Raw genomic sequence first — 25,290 nt, forward strand, 5'->3', positions numbered from 1 at the left:
TGAGGGGACTATGAGCGATATCGAGCGCACGGAGTTTAACGTGTCGGGCAATCCCTTCAGGGACTCTTTAGATGGAGCAGCCAACGACCATTTTGGCGGTGGGAGAAATGGTGCACAACGTGATGTCGATGCCCGCGCTCAGGTCGAGGAAGTCGATGCGGAATCGAACCTGCGACCAAAGTCGTTAGGGGAGTTTATCGGCCAACCCAAGGTCCGCGAGCAGCTGGATTTGGTGCTCTCCGGGGCACGGGGACGAAATGTGACTCCGGACCACATTCTGCTGTCGGGACCTCCCGGCCTGGGTAAGACCACCATGGCCATGATTATTGCGCAGGAGATGGGGTCCTCCCTGCGAATGACGTCCGGTCCGGCGCTTATTCGCGCTGGCGATTTGGCAGCAATGCTATCGAACCTGCTCGAGGGCGATGTACTCTTCATTGACGAGATCCACCGCATTGCCAGGCCCGTGGAGGAAATGCTCTACATGGCAATGGAAGATTTCCGTATTGATGTCATCGTGGGAAAGGGGCCTGGAGCTACGTCAATTCCACTCGAGATTCCACCTTTTACGCTGGTAGGCGCAACGACGCGCTCGGGTATGCTGACTGGCCCACTGCGTGACCGTTTCGGTTTTACTGCGCAGATGGAGTTCTACGAGGTCGAGGATCTGACAAAGGTGGTTACCCGTGCCGCTGGGATCCTCGGGGTGGATATCAGCCCTGAGGCTGCAGTGGAGATTGCCTCGCGTTCGCGAGGTACCCCGCGAATTGCCAACCGTCTATTGCGTCGCGTTCGCGATTTTGCAGATGTTCACTCCGGTGGCGTTATTGATCTTGGTGCGGCCAAGGCCGCGTTGATTGTCTTCGATGTCGATGAGCTTGGGCTGGACCGCTTGGACCGCGCAGTGCTAACTGCGCTGGTCAAGGGGCACGGTGGCGGCCCGGTGGGCGTGAATTCCCTGGCGTTGGCAGTCGGTGAGGAGCCCTCGACTGTGGAAGAAGTGTGCGAGCCCTACCTGGTCCGTGCCGGGATGATTGCACGTACATCGCGCGGGCGCGTGGCAACTGCCCGAGCATGGCGGCACTTGGGGTTGCAGCCCCCGGAGGGAACTATCGGAGAATAGCTTTCTCATCGACCCGACCGGGGCAGTGTGGAATTGCTAGCTGGCAATTCGTTAAACTCGGCAGACATGGATCAAACTATTCTCCTCCTACTTATTTTCTTGTTCCTGGCGCTGCCAATTTGGCAGATCATCAAGCAGAACAAGCAGGTGCGCACCATTCGGGACATGCAGGATAAGTTGGCCCCGGGCGCAGAGGTCATCACCGGTTCCGGTATGCATGGTGTGGTCGTTGATACGACCGAAACAACCGTCGACCTGATCATCGCTGACGGCATCGTGACCCGTTGGGAAAAGGGCGCCATTGCCCGCAATCTCACCACCGGTACCGGAGCTAGCTACGCTCACCGTGATCGACGTGGCCGTGTTTCCGATGCACCAGATGACCACGTCGGCGACGTCCAAGAAATCACCGGCCACGGTCCGGCTGACAATGCAGCTTCGGGCGTCAATGAGCAGGTCGAGAACCCGAATACTCCGAGTACCCCGGATAACCCGGGTACAGACGGTTCCGCTTCCACCGAAAAGCAGTAGTAGTTCTTTGCACGCCCACGCCCTGCTGGTTTGCATGCATCCCACCTTCAGCGTGCGCCGTGGGGTTAGCGGGCGCGTCCCAGGTTTCGCCGTCGGCAAGCGTGGGCAAGATTTTCACTAAATAGGTACAAGTCAAAACCGGCGCACTACGCTAAATCGGTTATTCTCTAGCGGTTGGTGTTTATAGCTTTGCTTAGCGACGCCCGCAATGCCTCTTCCTGGTATCGCGCGATTTCGCGGTGCGGTTATAGACCTGCGTTTCTACCCGAAACGCTTAAGTACCTAAACGTCACGATTCAGGAGACTTTGCTTTGAACAGCAAATCCAGATCCGGTGCGAATACATTCAAGAGGAACTGGCCGCAGTGGCTGTTGGCACTGTTTGTTGGCTTCCTCATCCTTACGTACGCACTCGTCTTTTTCACCGGCGGCGGATCAGCCAAGCCAAAGTTGGGCATCGACTTGCAGGGTGGTACCCGAGTAACCTTGGTGCCGCAGGGCGAAAAGCCGACGCGCGATCAGCTGGACCAGGCTCGCAAGATTCTGGAGAACCGCGTAAACGGCATGGGCGTCAGCGGCGCTCAAGTTGTCACCGACGGTGACACGCTGGTCATTACCGTGCCGGGTGAAGACTCACAGGAGGCGCGTACGCTCGGCCAGACTTCGCAGCTCTTCTTCCGTCCGGTAGAACAGCCCACCCAGGGCCCTGATGAAGCTGCCTTTGGCGAGGTAGTTAAGAAGACTGCTGAAGATTGGGTGTCAGTCGGTGTCCTGTCGAAGGAGGACGCCACCAAGCGTGTTGATGACCTCTACAAGGACATGAACGAAACGCAGAAGCGTGCAATTGATGCCTTCAAGGAACAGAACCCAGATCAGCCGGTTCCCGAGGAGCTGTCCAAGTCGCTGGGCGAGGCCCCGAAGTTGGACGCAACAGCTCCGGCAAAGCCGGCGAACTCAATTGAAGCGGCCGAGCTGCGTACGAAGGTTCGTGACGTGCTGTTGGCGACTCGCCAGTCCGAAGACCCAACGACACAGTTTGCAGCCGCTGCGCTGATGACCTGCGATAACCGCGATGCAGTTGATCCGCTACAGGGTGCCGATGACCCGGCCAAGCCGCTGGTGACCTGTGCGCCCGAAGGCGGTAAAGCCATCTTCCTGGGCAAGGCTCCGCTGTTGATTGGGCAGGAGGACGAGGCCAAGGGCCAGCGTCTGTCCGGCGACGCTATTGATACCAATGCGCCGATTAACGGTGGTTACGATCAGCAGTCTGGTCAGATTCAGGTCTCCTTTAGCTTCAAGTCCGGGAAGAATGACACCGGCGCTCGCACATGGACCAAGTTGACCAATGACTACCTGCAGCGGCAGGTCGCTATCGTGTTGGACTCGAAGGTCATTTCCGCCCCGGTGATTCAGGAGGCAACCCCAGTTGGTTCTGCCACCCGCATCACGGGCGACTTCTCAATCGACGAGGCACAGGGGCTGGCCAATAACCTGCGTTATGGTGCACTGCCGCTGTCGTTCGCAGGTGAGGACGGCGAGCCGGGCGGCACCACCACGACTATCCCGGCCATGCTTGGTTCGGCTTCCTTGGAAGCCGGTCTGCTTGCCGGCATTATCGGTATCGCCCTGATTGTCGTCTACGCGATTGCTCTCTACCGCGGCCTGGGCGTGATTTCGCTGGTTTCGCTGGCAGCAGCTGGAGCGATGGTCTACGGCGTCCTTGTCCTTCTTGGTCGTTGGATTGGCTACTCGCTCGATCTCGCTGGCATCGCCGGCATCATCATCTCTATCGGCGTAACGGCTGACTCCTTCATCGTCTTCTTCGAACGCATTAAGGACGAAATCCGCGCGGGTAGAACTTTCCGCTCCGCGGTTCCGCACGCTTGGCGACGAGCACGGCGCACCATCCTATCGGGTAACTTTGTGTCCATCATTGCGGCTGTGGTTCTTTACATCCTGGCCGTTGGCGATGTCCGCGGTTTCGCGTTCACACTTGGTCTCTCCACAGCATTCGACATTGTGACGGCTTTCCTCGTGACTGCGCCGTTGGTCATCCTGGCTACTCGTAAGTGGCCAGCTTTGTCCAAGCCGTCGATGAACGGCTTCGGCTCGGTCATGGAGATTGCACAGAGGAATAAGACTGTAGCTGCCGGTAAGAAGGCCGGAGCCTCCGATGCCTCCGCCAGTACGGCTGCCGACACCGGTGCAGCTCACTCCAGCGCGAATGAGGGGAAGTAGGAATCCATGAATACTACTCAGACGAATCCGGCGCTAATCACTGAGCCAGAAAGCGTGAAAGACGACTCCTTCTTCCGCCGCCTCTACACCGGCGAGGGTGGAATCAACATCGTCGGCAAGCGGAAGCGCTGGTACCAGATTGCCGTCGCCATCATCGTTGTTGCTTTCGCAGCGATGCTGATTCGCGGGTTCAGCTTCGGTATCGACTTCGAGGGCGGTACCAAGATGACTATGCCGCCGGCCTCAGTGACAACTGAGCAGGCCGAGGAGGTTTTCACCGAGGCGACCGGCGTGAAGCCGGAGCTGGTGCAAATTATCGGTTCTGGTGAGGGCCGAATCCTGGAGATCACCTCTGAGAAGCTGACTCAGGACCAGATTAATAGTGCTCGTATCGCGTTGAATGATGCATTCAAGCCCGTCGATGTGCAGGGGCAGCAGACCCCGGATGCCATTGGTGACTCGACCGTGTCGGAGTCGTGGGGCTCTTCGATTACCAACCGAATGCTGCTGGCTGCAGTGGTGTTCCTGGGTCTGGTGTTCATCTACATCACCATTCACTTCGAGCGCGACATGGCCATTGCCGCAATTCTCGCCCTGGTTGTGGATGCAATCGTGATTATGGGCATCTACGCGCTCATTGGTCTTGACGTCACCCCGGCAACCATTATCGGCTTGCTGACAGTGCTGTCGTTCTCCCTGTACGACACCGTCGTGGTTTTCGACAAGGTCGACGAGAACACGGCAGGCTATCGTTCATCGACCCGTAGAAGTTACGCCGAGTTGGTGAACCTGGCGGTCAACCAAACCATCATGCGTTCTATCAACACCACGGTGTCGACGCTCCTGCCAATCCTGGCACTGATGGTCATCGCCGTGGGCATGCTAGGGGTCGGAACGCTGAAGGACCTTGCACTCGTTCAGCTCATCGGCATTATTCAAGGTACGTTCTCTTCGATCTTCCTGGCTTCGTCGCTGTTGGTGTCTCTTAAGTCGCGGCAGCGTGAATACCGCAAGCATGAAGAGGCGGTACTGTCTGCCCGCGCAAAGGCATCTGAGGGAGCCGGTTCGGGCACCGATTCCGCCACCACTGATGTTGCGGAGGACTCGGCCTCGAAGGAGCCGTCGGCAAGCGAGATGGAACATTCGACGCCGAAACGAACGGTGACGACTCCGAAGCTTGAGGGCGATGAAGACAAGCCGCTGTCCTGGCGTCCGGGGCAGTAGGAGGTAGCGCCTCCCAGTGGTTCGGGTGAAACTACTTTAAAAGCGCATTGTGCGGGTATCGTTGACAGGTACCCGCACTTTTTCTTTTCGCCGAAAAGGAGCTTAAACCTGTGTCGTATGCACACGCGCGTGAGGCATTAGCCGATCAGATTCGGTTCGTGCCCGATTTTCCAGTTGAGGGCGTACTCTTCGAGGACCTGACGCCGGCGCTTGCCGACGCCACGACGTTCGCCCTGATTGTGGACGAGATTTCCGCCAAGGTGGAAGAGTTCGGGGCTGATGTTATAGGCAGCCTAGATGCGCGTGGATTCCTGCTGGGTTCTGCGGTGGCGTACAAGCTCGGACTGGGGGTGCTCGCTATTCGTAAGAAGGGTAAGCTGCCACCGCCTGTGCTGACCGAGACCTATGAACTGGAATATGGTACGGCCGCGCTTGAGATTCCGGCTAGTGGTTTTGAGCTGAAGGGCAAGAAGGCCGTACTTGTCGACGATGTGTTGGCAACTGGTGGCACCCTGTGTGCAGCTCGCGCCCTGCTGGAGACAGCTGGAGTCGAGGTAACCGGGCTGTGCACCGTGCTGGAGGTTGAAGGGCTGGGAGCTCGGGAGAAGCTTGCTGATCTGCCTTTGTACGTGGTTAATAAGGGGTGAATGAGTCATGGCTGAAGGGCCCGCACGCCGTTATGGTGCCCGCCTAGCGCGAAGCCTTACCGGCAACAGAACGAAAATCCGCCCGGTGCTAGATCCCCTTGTCGCGGTGCATCGACAGGTGCATCCGCGCGCAGATTTGGCTGTGCTTCAGCGTGCCTACGATACCGCCGAGCGCCTTCACGACGGCGTGTACCGGAAATCCGGCGAGCCATACATCACTCACCCGCTTGCAGTCGCCACTATTGCCGCCGAGATCGGCATGGATACCACCACGCTGGTGGCAGCGCTGCTACATGACACGGTCGAAGATACCGATTACACGCTGGAGGACCTGGAGCGGGACTTCGGCCCAGAAGTCGCACGACTGGTCGACGGCGTGACCAAATTGGATAAGGTCGCGTTGGGCTCCGCCGCCGAGGCAGAGACCGTGCGAAAGATGATTATCGCCATGAGCCAGGACCCGCGCGTGCTGGTTATCAAGGTGGCTGACCGGCTGCATAACATGCGCACAATGCGCTTCCTGCCGCCGGAAAAGCAGGCTAAGAAGGCCCGTGAGACCCTCGAGGTGATTGCACCGCTGGCGCATCGTTTGGGAATGGCCAGCGTGAAGTGGGAGTTGGAAGATCTCTCCTTCGCCATTTTGTACCCGAAGAAGTACGACGAGATTGTGCGTTTGGTCGCAGATCGAGCGCCGCAGCGGGACCGGTACATCCAGGAAGTCTCCGAGATGATTCAGAAGGATCTGAAGGAGTCTCACATTGCTGCTGAGGTACAGGGCAGGCCGAAGCACTACTGGTCGATTTATCAGAAGATGATTGTCCGCGGCCACGAATTCGACGAGATTTTTGACCTGGTCGGACTTCGAGTTCTGGTGGACACGACCAAGGATTGCTATGCCGCGATGGGTGCCGTCCACTCGCTGTTCAAACCTATGCCGGGGCGATTCAAGGACTATATTTCCGCGCCGCGTTTCGGGGTTTACCAGTCGTTGCACACAACGGTCATCGGTCCAGGTGGCTCCCCGCTAGAAGTGCAGATTCGCACCCATGAGATGCACTACAACGCTGAGTACGGCATTGCCGCACACTGGCGCTACAAGGAAACCAAGGGGTCTCACAAGGGAGATTCCGCCGAAGTCGATCAGATGGCGTGGATGCGTCAGCTGCTGGATTGGCAGCGCGAGGCCGCAGATCCTAACGAGTTCCTGGACTCCCTGCGCTATGACCTCTCAGTCACTGAAATTTTTGCGTTCACACCTAAGGGCGATGTCATCACATTGCCTGCGGACTCCACGCCGGTCGACTTTGCCTACGCGGTCCATACTGAAGTAGGTCACCGATGTATTGGTGCCAAAGTCAACGGCAAGCTAGTGGCGTTGGAATCACCGCTAAAAACTGGCGACCGCGTCGAGATTTTCACGTCCAAGGATGCCGATTCCGGTCCGTCTAAGGACTGGGAGAAGTTTGTTAAAACTCCACGTGCGCGGGCAAAGATCCGTCAGTGGTTTGCCAAGGAGCGCCGCGAAGAGGCACTCGATGCCGGCCGTGACGCGCTGGCTGCAGAGGTACAGCGCGGCGGTCTGCCGATGCACCGCCTGTTCACTCCGGCGTCCATCAAGCAGATTGCCTCCGAGCTGCACTATGCGGATGTCGATGCGCTCTATACCGCTATCGGTAAGGGGCAGGTCTCAGCGCAGCATGTGACTCACCGGCTGATGGCGCAGTTTTCGAGTGCGGACGATGCCGAAGAGCAGTTGGTCTCCCGCACGCCAATTTCAAAGATGAACGTGCACAACACTCCGCGCCGCGCTGACAGCACGGGTGTGTTGGTAGAAGGCAGCGCGGATATGGCCGCTAAGCTTGCCAAATGCTGTACGCCTGTGCCGGGCGATGCCATCTTTGGCTTCGTCACCCGCGGCGGTGGGGTCAGTGTGCACCGTACGGACTGCACTAATGCGGAGAAACTGCACCAGGAGCCCGAGCGCATTATCGAGGTTTCCTGGGCAACAGATTCCTCCGGTGCGGTCTTCATGGTTACGGTGCAAATCGAAGCGCTTGACCGTCATGGACTGCTCTCGGAGATCACTCGCGTTTTCTCCGATCAGAAGGTCTCAATCCTGTCGACGTCCTCTCATACCTCCGATGACCGCGTTGCCGTAATGCGTTTTAGCTTCGAGGTTTCGGACACTAAGCAGATGGGCTATATCTTCAACATTCTGCGCGGTGTCGAGGGAGTCTTCGATGTCTACCGCATTACTTCTGGTCAGTAGGCGGTTTAGTAGCCATCGATATGTGAACACAGGACGAGACCGCGTCGGTATTAAAAGCAGGGCCAAGGTGATTCACCTTGGCCCTGCTTTTAATAAAGCTCTCAATCAGTTAGTTAAGTCAACTACTTGACTTCCGCCTTCTCAATACGGACTTCCTTAGCTGGCTTACCGTCAGAGGTACCGCCACCCTCGATACCGTTCTTCGCAATGTCCGCAACCGTCTTGGTGCCCTCGTCAGTCATGGAGCCAAGCACGGTGTACTGCGGAGGCAGCTGAGAATCTGCCCAGTTGAGGAAGAACTGGCTGCCGTTGGCATCCGGGTCGCTCGGGTTTGCCATGGCGATAGAGCCCTTCGGGTACACCAACGGGGTGTTCTGATCCAGGCCGGAATCCTTGACCGGCCACTCGCCAGCGAACTTGAAGCCCGGTCCGCCGGTACCGGTACCAGTCGGATCGCCACACTGCAGAACGTTCAGGCCACCACCGGTAATACGGTGGCACACGGTGTCGTTGAAGTAGTTGGACTTGGCCATGTGCTCAATTGCATTGACGCCGCAAGGTGAAATAGCGCGGTCCAACTCCATCGGAATGTCGCCCTGGTTAGTCTTCAGGGTGATGGTTACAGTGCCAGTGGCGGGAACGTTGTCGGTAGCTGGCTTATCTATGTCCTTCGATGCCTCGCCATCATCCGGGTAATCACAGGTCACGGTTTCCGGAAGTGGGGAAGAGCGCTTCATTGGAACCTTTTCACCGCTGACGGGAGTAGCTGTCAGAGCTGCAGGTTCGACTGGAGTCGTGGATTCATCAGCGGCCTCATTGTCGTCAGCGCCGCCAGCCGTGGTCAGCAGGTAGATTCCGCCACCGATAAAGAGCAGGATAGCCAAGGTGGTTACGACGACGCCCAGTGGCTTCAGCTTCTCGGCACGTGCACGGCGCTTAAGTTCGCGCTCGAGTGTCCGCATCGCATCTTTGCGCCTTTGCTCATTATTGGCCACTAGTCTTTCTCCGTATCTGTTAGTCATCTATTGCTGGTGACGGAACACCAGCGGACGATTTTGCCCATTGATAGTGACCGAATTTGAGGTGAAAGCTCCGTCGGTCACCGTCGCGTACACAATCGACCATTATGCCCGGGATTGGTTCACATTTGCGAGATGACAGGCCAAGGCGCTAGGGGAAAGGTGCTCCTTCCTGTTTTCGGAAGGAGTAATCAGCCTGCCGGGGGCTGTACAGAATCGATACAATGGAGCGCCATGGAGATATTTGGTTTTGCAGCCGGCCCTTTTCAGACCAACTGCTACGTGGCAACAGGCGCTCCGGAAATGGACGGCCTGTCCACCCCATGCGTCATTATTGACCCGGGCATGGGGGCGTTCGAGGTAGTACGCGGCGAGGTTGAGAAGCGAGATTGGAAGCCGGAAGCAATTCTGCTGACCCATGGTCATATCGACCATGTCCGCGATGTCGCGGAGGCCGCCGACTTCTGGGATATTCCCGTCTTCATTCACGAAAGCGACAATGTGTTGCTGGCCAATCCGAAGCTCGGCGGTTCTTCTTTCGGACACCTCTTTGACATCGATTCCATGCAGGCTTATACGAAAGCCGATTTCTTCGAGGATGGCGACGAAGTAAAGTGGGCAGGGTTGAATTTCGAAGTCATTCACGCACCGGGTCACTCTCCGGGCTGTGTAATGCTGCACGCTTCCGATGGGGAAGATGAGATTGTCTTCAGCGGGGACGTCCTCTTTAAGGGGGCTATCGGTCGCGTAGATTTGCCGGGCAGTAGTCCGGAGCACATGCAGCAGTCGTTGAAGGATAAGGTCCTCCCGCTGGCGGATGACCTCATGATTCTTCCGGGCCATGGCTCCGCATCGTCGATAGGCGAGGAGCGCGCGACCAACCCGTTCCTGCAAAACCTCACCTAGCCTGGCTGACACGTCGTGAGAGTTGGCAGGTAGAGTTAGCGGGGTGAACTCTAGCCAGAAGCCAAAGAAGTTGAAGCCATTCTCCGCGCCCAAGGGCGTGCCGGATTACGTCCCGCCGGTCTCCCGCGAATTCGAGGCGGTGCGAAACTCATTCCAGCACCGCGCACGACTTGCGGGCTATGAGCACATTGAGCTGCCAATTTTCGAGGAAACCGGGCTTTTTGCACGTGGCGTAGGTGAATCGACGGACGTCGTCACCAAGGAGATGTACACGTTCGCCGACCGCGGCGACCGCTCGGTCACCCTGCGCCCGGAGGGTACCGCGGGCGTGATGCGCGCGGTCATTGAGCACAATTTGGACCGCGGTCAGTTGCCGGTCAAGCTTTCCTACGCGGGGCCGTTCTTCCGCTATGAACGCCCGCAGGCAGGCCGTTACCGTCAGTTGCAGCAGGTGGGCGTAGAGGCAATCGGCGTCGATGATCCGGCGCTGGACGCTGAGGTCATCGCGCTTGCCGACGCATGTTTCCGCGGCATCGGCCTGGAAGGATTCCGGCTTGAGCTGACAAGCCTCGGTGACAACACCTGTCGCCCCGAATACCGCGCTAAGCTGCAGGAATTCTTGTTTGACCTGCCTCTGGATGAGGAAACGCGCCACCGTGCAAACATCAACCCGCTGCGCGTTCTCGACGATAAGCGACCGGAAATGCAGGAAATGCTCGCCGACGCGCCGCTGATGCTGGACCACCTTTCCGACAGCGCTCGCAGTCACTTTGAAGCTGTGACTGGACTGTTGGATGACATGAAGGTGCCCTATGTCATCAATCCTCGAATGGTGCGCGGACTGGACTACTACACCAAGACGTGCTTCGAGTTTGTTCACGACGGTCTTGGTGCTCAGTCGGGTATCGGTGGCGGTGGTCGCTACGACGGGCTGATGGCGCAGCTCGGCGGCCAAGAGCTGTCTGGAATTGGCTTTGGCTTGGGTGTGGATCGCGCACTGCTCGCACTCGAAGCAGAGAGCAAGCAGGCCAGCGATGGTCGACGCGTCGATGTGTATGGTGTTGCGCTCGGTGAAGAAGCCGCTCACGCTATGGCGGTGCAGATCAATAAGCTGCGCCAAGCGGGTATCCGCGCGGATATGTCCTACGGTGGCCGCGGGCTGAAGGGGGCAATGAAGGGTGCCGATCGCGCTGGAGCCCGATTTGCGTTGGTCCTCGGCGAGTCTGAATTGGCCGCGGGCGAGGTTCAGCTGAAGAACCTTGAGTCCCACGAGCAGCACGCAGTCGCCCTAGATGCACTGGTTCCGGAGTTGCAGTCGCGCATCTAGGAAACGCGCATTTGTTGAGTGCGGAGTCTAGCTGTAGACGCCGCGCTCGAGAGTGTCGCACTGAGACATCTTTCCTGACTTGTAGCCGGTGAGGAATGCCTTCGTACGCTGCTCGGCCGAGCCGTGGGTCCAGGAGTCCGGTTGAACACCACCGCCTGAATGCTGCTGGATGGTGTCATCGCCAATGGCCTTCGTAGTTTTGAGGGCATCGGTAACCTGCTCGTCGGAAAGCGGTTCGAGGATTGCGTCCGGACCCTTGTCCGCGTAATGAGCCCAGATACCCGCGTAGCAGTCGGCCTGCAGCTCAATCTTTACAGCGTCGGAATCGGGGCCCGGTTCGTTGTAGTTACTGCGGCCGAGGGTGCCCTCCAACTTCTGGATGTGATGTCCGAATTCGTGGGCCACGACGTATTCCTGAGCGAGCGGTCCGTTGCCTCCGCCCATGCGCTCCAGGGTGCTAAAGAACTCCGTGTCGAAGTAGGCCGTTTGATCAGCGGGGCAGTAGAACGGGCCGGTGGACGAGGACGCTGCGCCGCAGCCCGACTGAGTGGAGCCTTCAAAGAGGACTAGACCTGGGTTCGTGTACTCGATGCCGGCCTGCGCGGGGAGCTGTTCTTCCCAGACTCGGTCGACCGAAATACCGGTGAATTCCATGCGGCAGTCGATGCGGCTGTTGGCATCTTCGCCGGTCTTGCAGGGATCCTCACCAGGGGACTGCTGTGCAGTCTGAGAGGACTGATTGTTCTGGGCACCTGTCAGCTGTCCCAATTGTCCCGGGTCACCGCCGAGAAGTAAGTACAGGCCGATGAGGACAAGGCCGCCGATACCGCCACCGCCTACGGCGATAGCGCGGCCACCACCCGAGCGTCGCTCGGCACGAGCCGAGCTCTTTTGGAAGTCATTCCGGAAGGTCATAGGAGTAAGACTATTGCATAAGGTGCGGAAAACGGGCCATTGAATAGCGCTGCGTCATAGTATCCGCATGCAAATCAACGTCAGGATCTACGGAGAACTTTGTCTAAGTGAGTACATGAAGCCCGAGGTAGGCCCAAGGCGATGACCGGTAATAAGCAAAATAGCCGGGGTCTTCTTCTCACCTTTCTGGCTTCAAGGTAGACTACACGGACGAAACCGCTATCCACAGCGTTAATCCCTATAGCACCAATTTTGGAAGGACCAATTCGCAGTGCTTCGTACGCATCTTGCCGGAGACCTCCGCGCTGACCTCGCCGGCAGCACAGTAACCCTGACCGGTTGGGTAGGACGCCGCCGTGACCATGGTGGCGTGATCTTCATCGACATGCGTGACCGCTCCGGTTACGCCCAGGTTGTGTTCCGCAACAGCGAAGTTGCTGAGCGTGCACACCACCTGCGCAGCGAATACTGCATTCAGGTCACCGGTGTCGTTGAGAAGCGCCCGGAGGGCTCCGAGAACCCGAATCTGGCATCGGGTGAAATTGAGGTCAATGTTACGGAGCTGACCATCCTCAACGAGTCGGCGGCATTGCCGTTCCAGCTCGAGGATGTTGGAACTTCTGGCACTGTGGGCGAAGAAGCCCGTCTGAAGTACCGCTACCTAGACCTACGCCGTGAAGGCCCGGCCAAGATTATGCGTCTTCGTGCGGCTGTCAACCGCGCAGCCCGTAAGGTGCTGGACAGCCACGACTTCACCGAAATCGAGACTCCGACGTTGACTCGCTCTACGCCGGAAGGTGCTCGTGACTTCGTGGTGCCGGCTCGTTTGAAGCCGGGCACTTTCTACGCACTGCCGCAGTCCCCTCAGTTGTTCAAGCAGCTGCTTATGGTCGCTGGCATGGAGCGCTACTACCAGATCGCCCGCTGCTACCGCGATGAGGACTTCCGCGCTGACCGCCAGCCGGAGTTCACTCAGCTCGACGTTGAGATGAGCTTCGCCGAGCAGGACGATGTCATTGCGCTGGCAGAAGAGATTCTGGTTGCTATCTTCGCTGAGGCCGGTGTCACTGTTCAGACCCCGATTCCACGCATGACCTTCAAGGAGGCCATGGAGAAGTACGGTTCTGACAAGCCGGACCTGCGCTTCGACATTCCGCTGGTGGAGTGCACCGAGTTCTTCAAGGACACCACTTTCCGTGTCTTCCAGAACGATTACGTCGGTGCAGTTGTTATGGACGGTGGCGCATCGCAGCCTCGTCGTCAGCTCGACGCTTGGCAGGATTGGGCCCGCCAGCGCGGCGCAAAGGGCCTGGCCTACATCCTCGTTGGGGAGGACGGCACTCTGGGCGGCCCGGTTGCCAAGAACATTACTGACGCAGAGCGTGAAGGCATCGCGGCGCACGTAGGCGCGAAGCCGGGTGACTGCATCTTCTTCGCTGCAGGTGACGCTAAGAGCTCCCGTGCACTGCTGGGTGCTGCTCGTGGAGAGATTGCCAAGAAGCTCGGCCTTATCAAGGAAGGCGACTGGGCATTCACCTGGGTCGTCGACGCACCGTTGTTCGAGTCGGCTGCCGACGCTACCGCTTCCGGTGACGTTGCGCTGGGCCACTCGCAGTGGACTGCTGTGCACCACGCCTTCACCTCGCCGAAGCCAGAGCACATGGATACCTTCGACAAGGATCCGGGCAACGCACTGGCTTACGCCTACGACATCGTCTGCAACGGTAACGAAATTGGTGGCGGCTCCATTCGTATTCACCGCCCAGATGTCCAGAAGCGCGTCTTCGACGTTATGGGCATCGGCGAGGAAGAGGCACAGGAGCAGTTCGGCTTCCTGCTGGACGCCTTCCAGTACGGCGCTCCGCCGCACGGTGGTATCGCATTCGGTTGGGACCGTATCGTTTCCCTGCTGGCCGGCGTTGACTCCATTCGCGAAGTTATCGCCTTCCCGAAGTCCGGTGGCGGCGTTGATCCGTTGACTGACGCCCCGACTCCGATTACCGCTCAGCAGCGCAAGGAGACCGGTATCGACTTCAAGCCGAAGCCAAAGCAGAAGGCAGACGGCGTTAAGGCAGCAGCCGCCGCAGGCGACAACAAGTAAACAAAGAAATCACATTGCGAGGAATGTGATCTGCCACTCCAGCGTGAACAGCGCGAGTGGCGCCAATTCCTCCTAACCAAGGCGGTACTGGCCACAACGCAACATCCGTATCGCCTGACTGAAACTGGCTCATTGAAAGGGCATTCAATGGAGTACTCGGACGACGCTGCAGCAGAAGTTGACAGCGTAGTTAAAGACGCAGCGACACTGCTTTCCGCACGATTCGGCGGCACTCCAGTGTTGTCGGATCCAGAAGTACTTACAGGCCAGTCAAACGCTCTTGTTGTCCGCGTACGGGTCGCCACAAATCCCTTTATGCAGGAACGCACGGTCGTCGTAAAGCAAATTCCTACGACGACTGAAGGCGTTGATCCCGCCGTTTTACGGGAAGTCGTGGCGTACCAGTTCATCAATACGCTGCCTGACGACGTCCGCCCGGGGCCTCAGCTCCTTGCTTACGATGTTTCAAAGCAGCTATTGGTTCTGAGCGACGTCGGTGTCGTGGACACTCTTGCGGACGTACTCTTTCGTGGCGATGAAGAGCGACGATTGCGCGCATTCCGCAGCCTCGGTGCTTCGCTGGGCCGGATGCATATTCACACGCATACTCGCGAAGAGGGGTTTGAGACCCTGCGTCGTCGTATGTGGGTGAAGAACAAGGTCGATCGTGAGGCTCTCGAGGCGCGTGACCACGGCATTGTGTCGGGGATTCGCTTTGGCATGCGAGCTATCGAGGGGTCCGGCATTCCCGTTCCCGACGCTGTGCGCTCTTTCGGTGAGGATGCTGCTCGTCGAATTGAGAAGGGCACGCATAGGGCGTTCACTCCGTTTGACCTCGCCCCGGACAACATTCTGCTGGCGGACAAGGTCCAGTTCCTCGACTATGAGTGGGCTGGTTACCGCGATGTCATCTTCGACGTGGCCAGCGTCGTCGCAGGCTTCCCGCTGCACGTTTTCGTGGAGCGTCCATCGGAGGCAGAGGTCGACGTGTTTGTCCGTGCCTGGATGGAAGAGATTCGTGACCATTGGTATCGCGGCACGAGCGACCGCCGTTTGATGGCGTTCATCGCTGCGGCGTTGCTCGGTTGGTTTTTTATCTCCGCAACGGTTTCCTTCTTCGGTTCTCCAAAACAAGCGCTGTGGGTGGGGCATGAAGGACGCACGGACCTGAAGCCGGAAGTTGGCGGCTCAGCACTGGAGCGGCGCGACATGGCTAACACGGCTCGCGCGATTGCACAGTTCGCCCATAAGTGTGAGGACGATCGTGCCGACGAGCTGGAACAGTTCGCGCATGCAGTCATCGATTTCTTAGAGCAAGAGGAAGGCTAGGGCACACGTGGCGGATCCGAATAAGCTGCCGTCAGGCGGTGCAAACGGCTCCGCCGATGATGCTCCAGGGCTTTTCGACGAGCCTTCGGTCGCCGGACCTACAGCGGCCAAGAGCCAAGGTCGGAGTGCGGGGCCAGCAAGCACTGGCCTGAACTCCGATGCGAGCGCCTATTTTCACCCAGGTGCACACGCGCCGTTGGCGGTTCGGATGCGACCGCGAAACCTCGATGAAGTCGTTGGTCAAGACCACCTGTTAGCCCCCGGAGCACCGTTGCGCCGTCTGGTTGAAGGTGGCGGCGACACCTCCGTTATTTTGTTTGGCCCTCCCGGAACTGGCAAGACCACTCTCGCCAGTTTGATTTCCGCGGCGACTGGACGACACTTTGAAGCGCTTTCCGCGCTTAATGCCGGGGTAAAGGAAGTGCGTGCGGTTATCGACACTGCTCGTCGCACGCTCGTTAACCAGGGCATTCAAACGGTGCTCTTCATCGACGAGGTGCACCGTTTTTCCAAGACCCAGCAGGATGCCCTGTTGGGTGCCGTGGAAAACCGGATTGTCCTTCTCGTCGCGGCAACGACGGAAAACCCATCCTTCTCAGTGGTGTCCCCGCTGCTCAGTCGGTCACTGCTGTTGCAGTTGCAGCCACTGGACGACGAAGCCGTCGGCACGCTCATTGATCGAGCACTTACCGATGAGCGCGGCCTGAATGGTCGCGTCAGTATGACAGACGATGCACGTAAACAACTCATTGCGCTGGCAGCTGGAGATGCCCGTCGTTCCCTCACGTACCTCGAGGCAGCCGCAGAAGCCGTAGCCGATGGTGAGCAGATTACCGCTGAGTCGCTTGCCAATTCGATCAACAGGGCTGTGGTTCGCTATGACCGCGACGGCGACCAGCATTACGACGTCACCAGCGCGTTTATTAAGTCCGTCCGCGGATCTGATGTCGATGCTGCCCTGCATTACCTGGCGCGGATGATTGAGGGTGGGGAAGACCCTCGGTTTATTGCCCGCCGAATCGTTATTCTGGCCAGCGAAGACATCGGTATGGCCGACCCGACAGCTCTGCAAACCGCCGTCGCCGCGGCGCAGGCAGTTGCCTTGATAGGGATGCCGGAAGCCCGGCTGACGCTGGCGCAGGCCACGATTCACTTGGCAACAGCACCGAAGTCGAATTCGGTCATAAGCGCAATCGACGGGGCATTGAAGGATGTTCGTTCCGGGAAGACCGGACCGGTGCCACCACATTTGCGCGACGGACATTACAGCGGGGCTAAGGACCTTGGTCACGCGGTGGACTATATCTACCCGCACAATGACCCCATGGGTGTCGTCGCCCAACAGTATCCACCAGATCAGTTAGTGGGCACTGATTATTTCGTCCCATCCAATCACGGTCGTGAAAACGGCATGGCTGAATACCTCGGACGCATTCGCCGAATTATCCGGGGGAGCCGCCGGAAATCGAAGTAGCCGAGATCGGTCGGAATCTACGGGGTGCCGGTGGGGTGGTTTTAAAGTTGCTCGAACCGAGCGGGTAGACTGCTAGTTTTGTATTAAACATCTCGGACGCTCGACGTGAAACGAGGAAGTAGAACACCGTGCAGACTCATGAAATTCGAAATCGCTTCATCCAGCATTTCGTAAAGGCGGGACACACCGAGGTCCCCAGTGCCTCCCTGGTTTTGGATGACCCGAACCTGCTGTTCGTTAATGCCGGCATGGTGCCGTTCAAGCCCTACTTCCTCGGCAATGAGACTCCGGACTTCTCCACCGCGACCTCAATTCAGAAGTGCGTGCGCACACTGGACATTGAAGAGGTGGGTATCACCACCCGCCACAACACCTTCTTCCAGATGGCGGGTAACTTCTCCTTCGGAAATTACTTCAAGGAAGGTGCCATCACTCATGCATGGAGCCTTCTGACCGGTGCTGTTGAGGACGGCGGCTTTGGCATCCCGGCTGAGAAGCTGTGGGTGACGGTTTTCCTCGATGACGATGAGGCCCATGACATCTGGCACGAGAAGGTTGGTGTGCCGGAAGAGCGCATTCAGCGCCGAGGCATGGCGGACAACTACTGGTCCATGGGTGTGCCTGGCCCGTGTGGCCCGTGTTCAGAGATTTTCTACGACCGCGGCCCGGAGTACGGCGCTGACGGTGGCCCAGAAGCGGACGAGGATCGCTACATCGAGATTTGGAACCTCGTCTTCATGGAAAACGAGCGTGGCGAAGGAACAGGCAAGGACTCTTTCGAGATTCTTGGCCCGCTGCCGAAGAAAAACATCGATACCGGTATGGGCATCGAGCGCGTTGCTTTCCTGCTGCAGGGTGTCGACAACGTCTACGAAACCGATCTGCTGCGTCCGGTTATCGACGAAGCTGAGCGGCTCACCGGTTCGAAGTACAGCTCCAACCACCAGGACAACATCCGTTTCCGCGTCATCGCTGACCACAGCCGCACCGGCTTGATGCTGATGCTCGACGGTGTCACCCCCTCGAACTCCGATCGTGGCTATATCCTGCGTCGCCTGCTGCGCCGCATCATCCGCTCTGCGCGTCTGCTCGGCGCTAACGGTCCAGTGCTGGAGAAGCTGATTGGTATTGCGGCCGAGACCATGACCCCGTCGTACCCAGAGATCGCGGAGAACTGGAACCGTATTCGCCGCGTCGCCGTCGCCGAGGAAAAGACCTTCACCAAGACTCTGTCCGCTGGTGAGGAGCTGTTCGAGCGCGCTGCCACCAAGGCCAAGGCAGAGGGTAAAACCGTTCTATCCGGTCACGATGCCTTCACCCTGCATGACACCCACGGCTTCCCAATCGACCTGACCATTGAGATGGCCGAAGAGGCCGGCCTGAGCATCGACCGCGAGGAATTCGATCGCGAGATGGCTGAGCAGCGTGCGCGCGCAAAGGCCGACAGCCAGGCAAAGAAGCAGTCGCACACCGACCTGCACGTCTACCGCGAGTTCATCGATGAACACCCGACGTCCTTCACTGGTTACGATCGGCTTGCCGACGAATCCACGATTCTTGGCATCATTGCCGATGGCCAGAAGCAGTCGTTTGCCGCAGAGGGCGATGAGATTGAGGTTATCCTCGATCGCACTCCGCTCTACGCCGAGGCCGGCGGTCAGCTGGCTGACCGTGGTCGTATCGTGACTGATTCCGGCGCTGTGATCCACATCAACGATGTTCAAAAGGTGGGCAAGAAGCTGTGGCTGCACAAGGGCATCGTCACCGCCGGTGAGTTCACTCCGGGCGTCTCCGCTGAAGCTTTGGTCGACGAGCAGTGGCGCCACGGTGCTCGTCAGGCGCACACTGCAACTCACTTGATTCACGGTGCTCTGCGTCAGGTACTGGGGGATACTGCAACTCAGGCTGGTTCCATGAATAAGCCGGGCTACCTCCGTTTCGACTTCAAGTACGGTGAGCAGCTCACACCGGAACAGCTCCGTGAGATTGAGCAGATCACCAATGAGGCTGTCGACAACGACTGGGCTGTCAATACTGCCGAGATGCCTTTGGAAGAGGCCAAGGCCGCTGGTGCCATGGCATTGTTCAACGAGAACTACGGCGACATCGTCCGCGTTGTCGAGGTCGGAGGCCCGTTCTCAATTGAGCTGTGTGGCGGTACCCACGTTTCGCATTCTTCGCAGATTGGTCCGGTAGCTGTGCTGGGCGAGTCCTCGGTCGGATCGGGCGTGCGCCGTATTGAGGCTTACTCGGGTATGGATTCCTTCCGCTACCTGTCCACCGAGCGTCTCCTGGCTGAACGACTGGCCACTGAATTCAAGGCTCCTTCTGTTGAGCTGCCAGACCGCATTGCAGCATTGGCTGAGAAGCTCAAGGCTGCAGAGAAGCAGCTCGCTGATTTCAAGGCCGGACAGCTGCTGGCCAATGCCGCGTCTCACCTGGAGTCCGCTCGCACCATCGGCGATGTCACCTACCTCGGCCTTAAGCTTCCCGACGGTACGGAGATGAAAGACATCCGTTCGCTGGCTAATGACTTGGCGAAGCGCCTTGCGGATCGCCCAAGCGTCATTGCGTTGATTTCCAACGCTGGCGGCAAGGTTCCGTTTGTGGCCTCGGTTTCGGATGAAGCCGTCAATCGCGGTATTAAGGCCGGCGATTTGGTGAAGCTGATGGGCGCTGAGGTCGGCGGCAAGGGCGGCGGTAAACCGGCAATGGCACAGGGCTCCGGCTCTGATGCTTCAGGAATCGACGCAGCATTGGCCGCGGTTGAGGCCGAACTGTCCAAGTAGCCAATTAACGGCTGTGCTATCGGAAGAGCAGTAAACAATGGCTAAGCCCCGTATTGATACCCCCGGTCAGGATGATCCCGGTCGGGGTCGACGGCTCGGAATCGACGTCGGCGATGTCCGCGTTGGCGTCGCGGTCTCTGACCCCGACTGTATCCTGGCGACCCCGGTTGAAACAGTCACTCGGGCAACGGGGCGAAAAGATCCTGACGGGCCGGATATTGACCGGCTCGTGGAACTTGCCACTGAACTTGAGGTCGTCGAGATTGTTGTCGGCATGCCCCTTATGCTCGACGGCTCGTTCGGGACTTCTGCGCGGAAAGCTACTGACGTTGGATTCCGGCTGCAGCGCCGACTCGGTGATCGAGTCGTAGTGCATTACGCCGACGAGCGGATGACGACGGTAATGGCCCAATCACGGCTGCACGCAGCAGGTATTGATGTTAAGTCCGGGCGGAAGATTATTGACCAGGCTGCGGCAGTAGAAATTCTGCAGTCCTGGTTGGACAGACGGGCAAAAGCTTTGGACGAAAATACCGAGTAGGGGCACACAAAAGTTACCGAAAGGTGACAATTCACCCACCTTTGCGCAATTATTAAGTGTGTAATACCTAAGCACGTTTGTCGCGTGCATAGGATTTGAAAAGTTGAAGTGGCGATTCACACCTACAATGCAACCTAGTGCTACGACTTCGTCGTAACGCTATGTCGCACCAGTCGTTATTAGTCGCGTGTCGTACCCGAATGGGAAGACTCCTTGCTGATACCGATGGGAGAGTGAGCTGCATTCGAGGAGATTATTGATGAGTAAAGACGCGCAGACTGCGCGCCGCACTGATAGCGGCGGTGCCGACCGGGACCGCGCTGGTGCTCGCAGCGGTGGGGCAAAGCCTCGAGTTCGTCACCGCCAAACGGCAGTGGCAATCAATGTAACTTCTGTCCTGTTATGCGTGTTGGTCCTCGGAGTGATTGGCCTCGTCTGGAATCGTGGCGGCATTGTTGACGATTACGATGGCAAAGCTGAGGGTCCATTGACGATTGTTGAGGTCAGTGAAGGCACGTCACTTACTGATTTGTCCAACCAGTTGGTGGAAAGCGGCGTCGTCAAGTCTTCCCGTGCGTTCATCCAGGCCGCGAATGAGAACTCTCATTCAAGTGAATTGCAGCCTGGTTTCTACCGACTCCATCAGCGGATGAAGGCCGACGAGACCGTCGAGGCTCTTCTGGATGTCGAAAATCAGGTCGGTACCGTTGACATTCCGACTGGCGCCCGTTTCGCCGATACCCGCATTGTGTCCTCATCGGATGTACGTAAGGGAATTTTCTCGCTTATTTCTGAGGCCACTTGTGTTGAAGACAATGACTGCGTATCCAAGGCCGATCTCGAACGTGCTGCTGGCGAGGCCGATTTGGCCGCGCTGGGTGTTCCAGAATGGGCACGGGACGCGGTAGCTGCGCGTGGCAACGACCCTCGTCGTCTTGAGGGACTCATTACGCCGGGTATTCATCACCTTGACCCGCAGCAGACGCCCGAACAGATGCTTGCAAAATTGGTCAAGGAATCGGTGAAGAATTATGAGGACACGGGTCTCATGGCTTCAGCGGACATGGTTGGTCTAACTCCATACGAGCTGATTACCGCAGCTTCTTTGATCCAGATGGAGGCGCCAGATGGCGACTTCGATAAGGTCGCTCGCGTTATTCTCAACCGTCTCGACGAACCGATGCAGCTGCAGTTCGACTCGACAGTCAACTACGACCTGCCAGATCAGGAAATCGCAACCACGGATGAGGACCGCGCGCGAAAGACCGCGTGGAACACCTACGCCAAGGAGGGGCTGCCGGAAACCCCCATTGCTTCGCCCTCCATCGAGGCGATTCGTGCCATGGAAAATCCGGCTGACGGCACCTGGCTGTACTTTGTCACGGTGGACAAGGAAGGAAATACTGTCTTTAGCACGACCTTCGAAGAGCACGAGGCCGCTATCGACGAGTCACGCAACAATGGCGTGCTGGATTCCAACCGCTAAGAGGTAGAACTCCTATGCCTATAACTCATCGCGCAGCCGTGCTGGGAGATCCGATTGATCACTCGTACTCGCCGGCTATTCACAACGCCGGTTACCGCGCTGCGGGAATGAATGACTGGCACTATGACCGCATTCGCTGCAACGCCGAAGAACTTGCCGACGTCGTTGGTGGAGCAGACCCCTGTTTCCAGGGATTTTCCGTCACGATGCCTGACAAGTTTGCCGCGCTGGACTTCGCGGATGAAGTCAGTGAGCGCGCACGGCTCATAGGTTCAGCGAACACTCTGGTCCGTCGCGATTCGGACTGGTTTGCCGACAACACCGATGGCGACGGCGTGCTGGGAGCACTGCGCGAGATAGACTGCACGAACGCACCACGTGGCCGCGCCGTTGTTGTTGGTGCCGGTGGCACAGCACGGCCGGCACTTTGGGCGCTGTCGCAGCTGGGGGTCAATCATGTGACCGTAGTAGCGCGCTCCGAGCGCGCATATGACATTGAACCATTAGCTGCCGCGCTGGGGATGGAATTTGTTTGGGTGACTTTTGATGTTCCAAACCTGGCAGATATTGCTGGTAATGCCGACGTGCTGGTCTCTACGGTGCCGTCAGCCGCAATTGAGTCGGTTGCTGGCTACCTCGCTCGAGCACCGAAGATTCTCGACGTCATTTACAATCCCTGGCCAACCCCACTTGTGAAAGCAGCGGAACGCGGAGGGACACAGGCGGTCGGTGGATTGTCCATGTTGCTACATCAAGCGGTGGGACAGTTTGAGCAGTTTACTGGACGCACTCCCGATGTCGAGGCGATGCGTGCAGCGCTGCCGAACTAGTTCACAACCGTTACAATCCCAAAGTTATGGGGTGGGGAATAACTGAGATAGGGCTGTCTCCGATTGGACAGCACAGGATTGACCCGGTCTACCTTGACCGGGTTTTCTATTTCCTAGTCGTGATGCTTGTACTCGGCTGGGGCGGTATTGGCTGCTGGTTGGATGTGACTCGGAGACGACTACCGAACTGGTGGTTAGTGCTAGGGGCAGTGGGTCTGATAACAACCACTGGAATGGTGCTCCAGCAAAAGAGCACCTTGGCTGACAATCTCGCCAGTGCAGTCGCAGCCATAGGAACAGGAATAGGCCTCTGGTTTGGCCTCTATGTAGCAGTCTTCATCTTCAACCCACGCTCTATGGGGGCTGGAGATGTGAAGCTCGCAGCAATTCTCGGGGGCGGTGTCGGTCTGGTATCGGGCGAGCCAGTGGCGACAGCAATTTGGATTGCAGTGGCAATTCTGTTGGCTGCCGGACTCACTCTCCTCATGGCAGGAGTCACCGCGGGAAAGCGGGGCTGGGGTGACCGTCGTAAAGCAAAAACAGCGCCTGTACCGGCGAGCGTGCCTCATGGGCCTGCGATGCTTGCAGCAACCGCCATTGTGTGGGGGATAAGCGGAGGGTACCTACAAGTCCCCTGAAGCGGTAGACCAGGGGCGATGAATTGGGGCATATTTGAAACTTGTATGCCCCCAAATGCACAAGAAGTACGGCAAACGTGACATTATGATACCTATGCTTCGTTGGACTACCGCGGGTGAATCTCACGGCAAAACGCTTATCGCTCTCGTAGAAGGCGCGCCAGCCGGACTTCCCCTGACTACAGATGACGTATCACGCCACCTCGCACGCCGCCGCCTCGGCTATGGTCGCGGGGCGCGAATGAAGTTTGAGGCTGATGAGGTCACCCTGCTGACTGGCATTCGACATGGTGAGACGCTGGGATCGCCGATTGGCATTATGGTCGGCAACTCCGAATGGCCCAAGTGGACTGAGGTCATGAGCCCGGATCCAGTTGACCCAGTTGTTTTGGATACAGCTCGTGGCGCCACCTTAACCCGCCCGCGCCCGGGGCATGCCGATTTCAACGGCATGCTGAAGTACAACCACACCGATGCTCGGAACATCCTGGAGCGTTCATCGGCTCGCGAGACTGCAGCACGTGTGGCGGCATCGGTTGTGGCACGCTCAATTCTGCGTGAGACTCTCGGTGTGGAAGTTGTCAGCCACGTTATTTCCATCGGTCGTTCGGAGCCCTACGAGGGGCCACTGCCGACCTTCGCTGATCAGGACAAGATTGACGAGTCGCCAGTGCGTGCATTCTCCGCAGCTGCGGAGGAGTCGATGATTGACGAAATCAAGGCCGCCAAGAAGCAGGGCGACACCCTCGGTGGCATCGTCGAGGTCGTTGTCCACGGTCTGCCGGTGGGTCTGGGATCGCACATTTCCGGTGATGCCCGTCTGGATTCGCAGCTTGCGGCTGCCTTGATGGGAATTCAGTCCGTCAAGGGCGTGGAGATCGGCGACGGTTTTGAGGAAGCCCGTCGCCGTGGCACCGAGGCTCACGATGAAATGGTGCGCACCGACGACGGCGTGAATCGGGAAACTAACCGCGCCGGTGGCCTGGAGGGTGGCATGACTAATGCTCAACCTCTCGTTGTGCGTGCTGCGATGAAACCAATTTCGACCGTTCCGCGTGCGCTGAAGACCGTCGATATGGCCAGCGGCGATGCAGCTACCGCAATCCACCAGCGCTCTGATGTCTGCGCGGTCCCGGCCGGCGGTGTTGTCGCAGAGGCAATGGTCGCGCTGGTACTGGCGCGTGCAGTGATGGAAAAGTTCGGCGGCGATAGCCTGGAGGAAACCAAGCGTAACGTTGAGGGCTACTTGGAGCAGACTCGACGTCGCCTTGATTGGAAATAGCGCCACAGTCGCGCACACGAAGAAGGGTAAAACGAGGGGAATGTCCGTTCCTACTATTGTCCTTGTCGGACCGCCCGGATCGGGAAAGTCCACCATCGGTCGTCGACTGTCTCGTGCATTGAGCACAAGACTCACCGATACCGATGAGATGATTGAACAGCGCATGGGCAAGACTTGTGGGGAAGTCTTTTCCGAGCTGGGAGAGCCGGAATTCCGCCGTATCGAGGAACAAATCGTGGCGGAGGCTCTGACCCACGACGGAATCGTCTCACTTGGCGGTGGTGCCGTGATTTCGCAGGCGACCCGTGACCTGCTGGCAGACCATAACGTCGTCTACCTCGAGATCAGCATTGCAGAGGGGGTCCGTCGTACAGCGGGTAACAATTCGCGCCCGGTGCTCCAGGCGGATGACCCTGAGGCTCATTACCGCGCGCTCTATGAGGCTCGCCGAGCTTTTTACGAAGATGCAGCCACTTTCAAGGTGCGTTCCGACGAACGTTCCCCGCAGCGCGTTGTGGCCGAGATCCTCAGCTACCTCGATGAAACCTGCGACGAGGCTTAACTGGCGACTCTTTAAAGGGGGCAGCTAATCACTGCCGTATAACCAGCAACTCCATACATT

Annotated in this window: 20 protein-coding genes; 18 read left to right on the forward strand and 2 right to left on the reverse strand. The window is 58.1% G+C overall.

Features of this window, described 5'->3' with window-relative positions; genetic code table 11:
• Positions 1 to 10: 10 nt before the first annotated feature.
• The 6 genes from ruvB to HMPREF2820_RS02160 all read left to right on the forward strand — a co-directional run bounded on the left by ruvB (position 11) and on the right by HMPREF2820_RS02160 (position 8,031).
• Entirely contained in the window at positions 11 to 1,123 is a 1,113-nt protein-coding gene (gene ruvB, locus HMPREF2820_RS02135) for a Holliday junction branch migration DNA helicase RuvB (RefSeq protein ID WP_070602550.1), read from the forward strand.
• 66 nt (positions 1,124 to 1,189) lie between these two features.
• Positions 1,190 to 1,654, forward strand: a complete 465-nt coding sequence (yajC, locus tag HMPREF2820_RS02140; RefSeq protein WP_070602552.1) for a preprotein translocase subunit YajC — start codon at positions 1,190 to 1,192, stop codon at positions 1,652 to 1,654.
• A 311-nt stretch (positions 1,655 to 1,965) separates the two neighbouring features.
• Positions 1,966 to 3,891 carry a protein translocase subunit SecD gene (gene secD / locus HMPREF2820_RS02145; protein ID WP_070602553.1) on the forward strand — a complete coding sequence of 642 codons (1,926 nt, stop codon included), beginning with the start codon at positions 1,966 to 1,968 and terminating at the stop codon, positions 3,889 to 3,891.
• Between the two features lie 6 nt (positions 3,892 to 3,897).
• Positions 3,898 to 5,115: a protein translocase subunit SecF gene (gene secF / locus HMPREF2820_RS02150; protein ID WP_070602555.1), complete on the forward strand. Its 1,218-nt coding sequence runs from the start codon at positions 3,898 to 3,900 to the stop codon at positions 5,113 to 5,115.
• A 110-nt stretch (positions 5,116 to 5,225) separates the two neighbouring features.
• The gene (locus HMPREF2820_RS02155; protein ID WP_016422687.1) at positions 5,226 to 5,762 is read left to right on the forward strand and encodes an adenine phosphoribosyltransferase; all 537 of its coding nucleotides are present in this window, start codon (positions 5,226 to 5,228) and stop codon (positions 5,760 to 5,762) included.
• A 7-nt stretch (positions 5,763 to 5,769) separates the two neighbouring features.
• On the forward strand, positions 5,770 to 8,031 hold the full coding sequence (locus tag HMPREF2820_RS02160) for a RelA/SpoT family protein (protein ID WP_016422688.1): 2,262 nt from the start codon (positions 5,770 to 5,772) through the stop codon (positions 8,029 to 8,031).
• 122 nt (positions 8,032 to 8,153) lie between these two features.
• Here HMPREF2820_RS02160 and HMPREF2820_RS02165 read toward each other — a convergent pair whose 3' ends face one another.
• The gene (locus tag HMPREF2820_RS02165; RefSeq protein WP_016422689.1) at positions 8,154 to 8,993 is read right to left on the reverse strand and encodes a peptidylprolyl isomerase; all 840 of its coding nucleotides are present in this window, start codon (positions 8,991 to 8,993) and stop codon (positions 8,154 to 8,156) included.
• Positions 8,994 to 9,284: 291 nt separating this feature from the next.
• Between HMPREF2820_RS02165 and HMPREF2820_RS02170 the strand changes: the two genes are divergently transcribed.
• Together HMPREF2820_RS02170 and hisS are read left to right on the forward strand one after the other, a co-directional pair.
• Positions 9,285 to 9,956: an MBL fold metallo-hydrolase gene (locus HMPREF2820_RS02170; protein WP_070602557.1), complete on the forward strand. Its 672-nt coding sequence runs from the start codon at positions 9,285 to 9,287 to the stop codon at positions 9,954 to 9,956.
• 43 nt (positions 9,957 to 9,999) lie between these two features.
• A complete protein-coding gene (hisS, locus tag HMPREF2820_RS02175) occupies positions 10,000 to 11,283 on the forward strand; it encodes a histidine--tRNA ligase (RefSeq protein ID WP_070602559.1) in 1,284 nt (427 codons plus the stop codon).
• Between the two features lie 27 nt (positions 11,284 to 11,310).
• Here the strand turns inward: hisS and HMPREF2820_RS02180 are convergent, their stop codons facing one another.
• On the reverse strand, positions 11,311 to 12,198 hold the full coding sequence (locus HMPREF2820_RS02180; RefSeq protein WP_070602561.1) for a KPN_02809 family neutral zinc metallopeptidase: 888 nt from the start codon (positions 12,196 to 12,198) through the stop codon (positions 11,311 to 11,313).
• A 271-nt stretch (positions 12,199 to 12,469) separates the two neighbouring features.
• Here HMPREF2820_RS02180 and aspS point away from each other — a divergent pair, with 271 nt between their 5' ends.
• The 10 genes from aspS to HMPREF2820_RS02230 all read left to right on the forward strand — a co-directional run bounded on the left by aspS (position 12,470) and on the right by HMPREF2820_RS02230 (position 25,230).
• The gene (aspS, locus tag HMPREF2820_RS02185) at positions 12,470 to 14,299 is read left to right on the forward strand and encodes an aspartate--tRNA ligase (protein WP_070602563.1); all 1,830 of its coding nucleotides are present in this window, start codon (positions 12,470 to 12,472) and stop codon (positions 14,297 to 14,299) included.
• Between the two features lie 147 nt (positions 14,300 to 14,446).
• Positions 14,447 to 15,628, forward strand: a complete 1,182-nt coding sequence (locus HMPREF2820_RS02190; protein WP_070602564.1) for a phosphotransferase family protein — start codon at positions 14,447 to 14,449, stop codon at positions 15,626 to 15,628.
• A 148-nt stretch (positions 15,629 to 15,776) separates the two neighbouring features.
• Positions 15,777 to 17,102: a replication-associated recombination protein A gene (locus tag HMPREF2820_RS02195; RefSeq protein ID WP_232250888.1), complete on the forward strand. Its 1,326-nt coding sequence runs from the start codon at positions 15,777 to 15,779 to the stop codon at positions 17,100 to 17,102.
• Positions 17,103 to 17,230: 128 nt separating this feature from the next.
• Positions 17,231 to 19,891 carry an alanine--tRNA ligase gene (alaS, locus tag HMPREF2820_RS02200; RefSeq protein ID WP_070602566.1) on the forward strand — a complete coding sequence of 887 codons (2,661 nt, stop codon included), beginning with the start codon at positions 17,231 to 17,233 and terminating at the stop codon, positions 19,889 to 19,891.
• A 37-nt stretch (positions 19,892 to 19,928) separates the two neighbouring features.
• Positions 19,929 to 20,432 carry a Holliday junction resolvase RuvX gene (gene ruvX, locus HMPREF2820_RS02205; RefSeq protein ID WP_049193736.1) on the forward strand — a complete coding sequence of 168 codons (504 nt, stop codon included), beginning with the start codon at positions 19,929 to 19,931 and terminating at the stop codon, positions 20,430 to 20,432.
• Positions 20,433 to 20,691: 259 nt separating this feature from the next.
• Positions 20,692 to 21,918 carry an endolytic transglycosylase MltG gene (gene mltG / locus HMPREF2820_RS02210; protein ID WP_070602568.1) on the forward strand — a complete coding sequence of 409 codons (1,227 nt, stop codon included), beginning with the start codon at positions 20,692 to 20,694 and terminating at the stop codon, positions 21,916 to 21,918.
• A gap of 14 nt (positions 21,919 to 21,932) precedes the next feature.
• Positions 21,933 to 22,748: a shikimate dehydrogenase gene (locus HMPREF2820_RS02215; RefSeq protein ID WP_070602570.1), complete on the forward strand. Its 816-nt coding sequence runs from the start codon at positions 21,933 to 21,935 to the stop codon at positions 22,746 to 22,748.
• A 122-nt stretch (positions 22,749 to 22,870) separates the two neighbouring features.
• The gene (locus HMPREF2820_RS02220) at positions 22,871 to 23,386 is read left to right on the forward strand and encodes a prepilin peptidase (RefSeq protein ID WP_246822197.1); all 516 of its coding nucleotides are present in this window, start codon (positions 22,871 to 22,873) and stop codon (positions 23,384 to 23,386) included.
• A 94-nt stretch (positions 23,387 to 23,480) separates the two neighbouring features.
• Complete coding sequence (aroC, locus tag HMPREF2820_RS02225) at positions 23,481 to 24,668, forward strand: chorismate synthase (RefSeq protein WP_210398694.1); 1,188 nt, start codon at positions 23,481 to 23,483, stop codon at positions 24,666 to 24,668.
• 40 nt (positions 24,669 to 24,708) lie between these two features.
• Positions 24,709 to 25,230 (forward strand): shikimate kinase, encoded by a 522-nt coding sequence (locus tag HMPREF2820_RS02230; protein WP_048731844.1) that lies wholly within the window; start codon positions 24,709 to 24,711, stop codon positions 25,228 to 25,230.
• Positions 25,231 to 25,290 lie beyond the last annotated feature (60 nt).

This window comes from Corynebacterium sp. HMSC064E08, from assembly GCF_001811805.1.
Classification (GTDB): Bacteria; Actinomycetota; Actinomycetes; order Mycobacteriales; family Mycobacteriaceae; genus Corynebacterium; species Corynebacterium jeikeium_D.

What these genes read in the sequence shown, in the direction of transcription:
- aroC (WP_210398694.1), top strand. Translation starts at nt 23,481, where the DNA reads ATGCTTCGTTGGACTACCGCGGGTGAATCTCACGGCAAAACGCTTATC.
- secF (WP_070602555.1), top strand. Translation starts at nt 3,898, where the DNA reads ATGAATACTACTCAGACGAATCCGGCGCTAATCACTGAGCCAGAAAGC.
- mltG (WP_070602568.1), top strand. Translation starts at nt 20,692, where the DNA reads ATGAGTAAAGACGCGCAGACTGCGCGCCGCACTGATAGCGGCGGTGCC.
- HMPREF2820_RS02230 (WP_048731844.1), top strand. Translation starts at nt 24,709, where the DNA reads ATGTCCGTTCCTACTATTGTCCTTGTCGGACCGCCCGGATCGGGAAAG.
- HMPREF2820_RS02165 (WP_016422689.1), bottom strand. Translation starts at nt 8,993, where the DNA reads ATGCGGACACTCGAGCGCGAACTTAAGCGCCGTGCACGTGCCGAGAAG.
- HMPREF2820_RS02170 (WP_070602557.1), top strand. Translation starts at nt 9,285, where the DNA reads ATGGAGATATTTGGTTTTGCAGCCGGCCCTTTTCAGACCAACTGCTAC.
- yajC (WP_070602552.1), top strand. Translation starts at nt 1,190, where the DNA reads ATGGATCAAACTATTCTCCTCCTACTTATTTTCTTGTTCCTGGCGCTG.
- HMPREF2820_RS02160 (WP_016422688.1), top strand. Translation starts at nt 5,770, where the DNA reads ATGGCTGAAGGGCCCGCACGCCGTTATGGTGCCCGCCTAGCGCGAAGC.
- HMPREF2820_RS02220 (WP_246822197.1), top strand. Translation starts at nt 22,871, where the DNA reads ATGCTTGTACTCGGCTGGGGCGGTATTGGCTGCTGGTTGGATGTGACT.
- HMPREF2820_RS02215 (WP_070602570.1), top strand. Translation starts at nt 21,933, where the DNA reads ATGCCTATAACTCATCGCGCAGCCGTGCTGGGAGATCCGATTGATCAC.
- HMPREF2820_RS02180 (WP_070602561.1), bottom strand. Translation starts at nt 12,198, where the DNA reads ATGACCTTCCGGAATGACTTCCAAAAGAGCTCGGCTCGTGCCGAGCGA.
- ruvB (WP_070602550.1), top strand. Translation starts at nt 11, where the DNA reads ATGAGCGATATCGAGCGCACGGAGTTTAACGTGTCGGGCAATCCCTTC.
- ruvX (WP_049193736.1), top strand. Translation starts at nt 19,929, where the DNA reads ATGGCTAAGCCCCGTATTGATACCCCCGGTCAGGATGATCCCGGTCGG.
- HMPREF2820_RS02190 (WP_070602564.1), top strand. Translation starts at nt 14,447, where the DNA reads ATGGAGTACTCGGACGACGCTGCAGCAGAAGTTGACAGCGTAGTTAAA.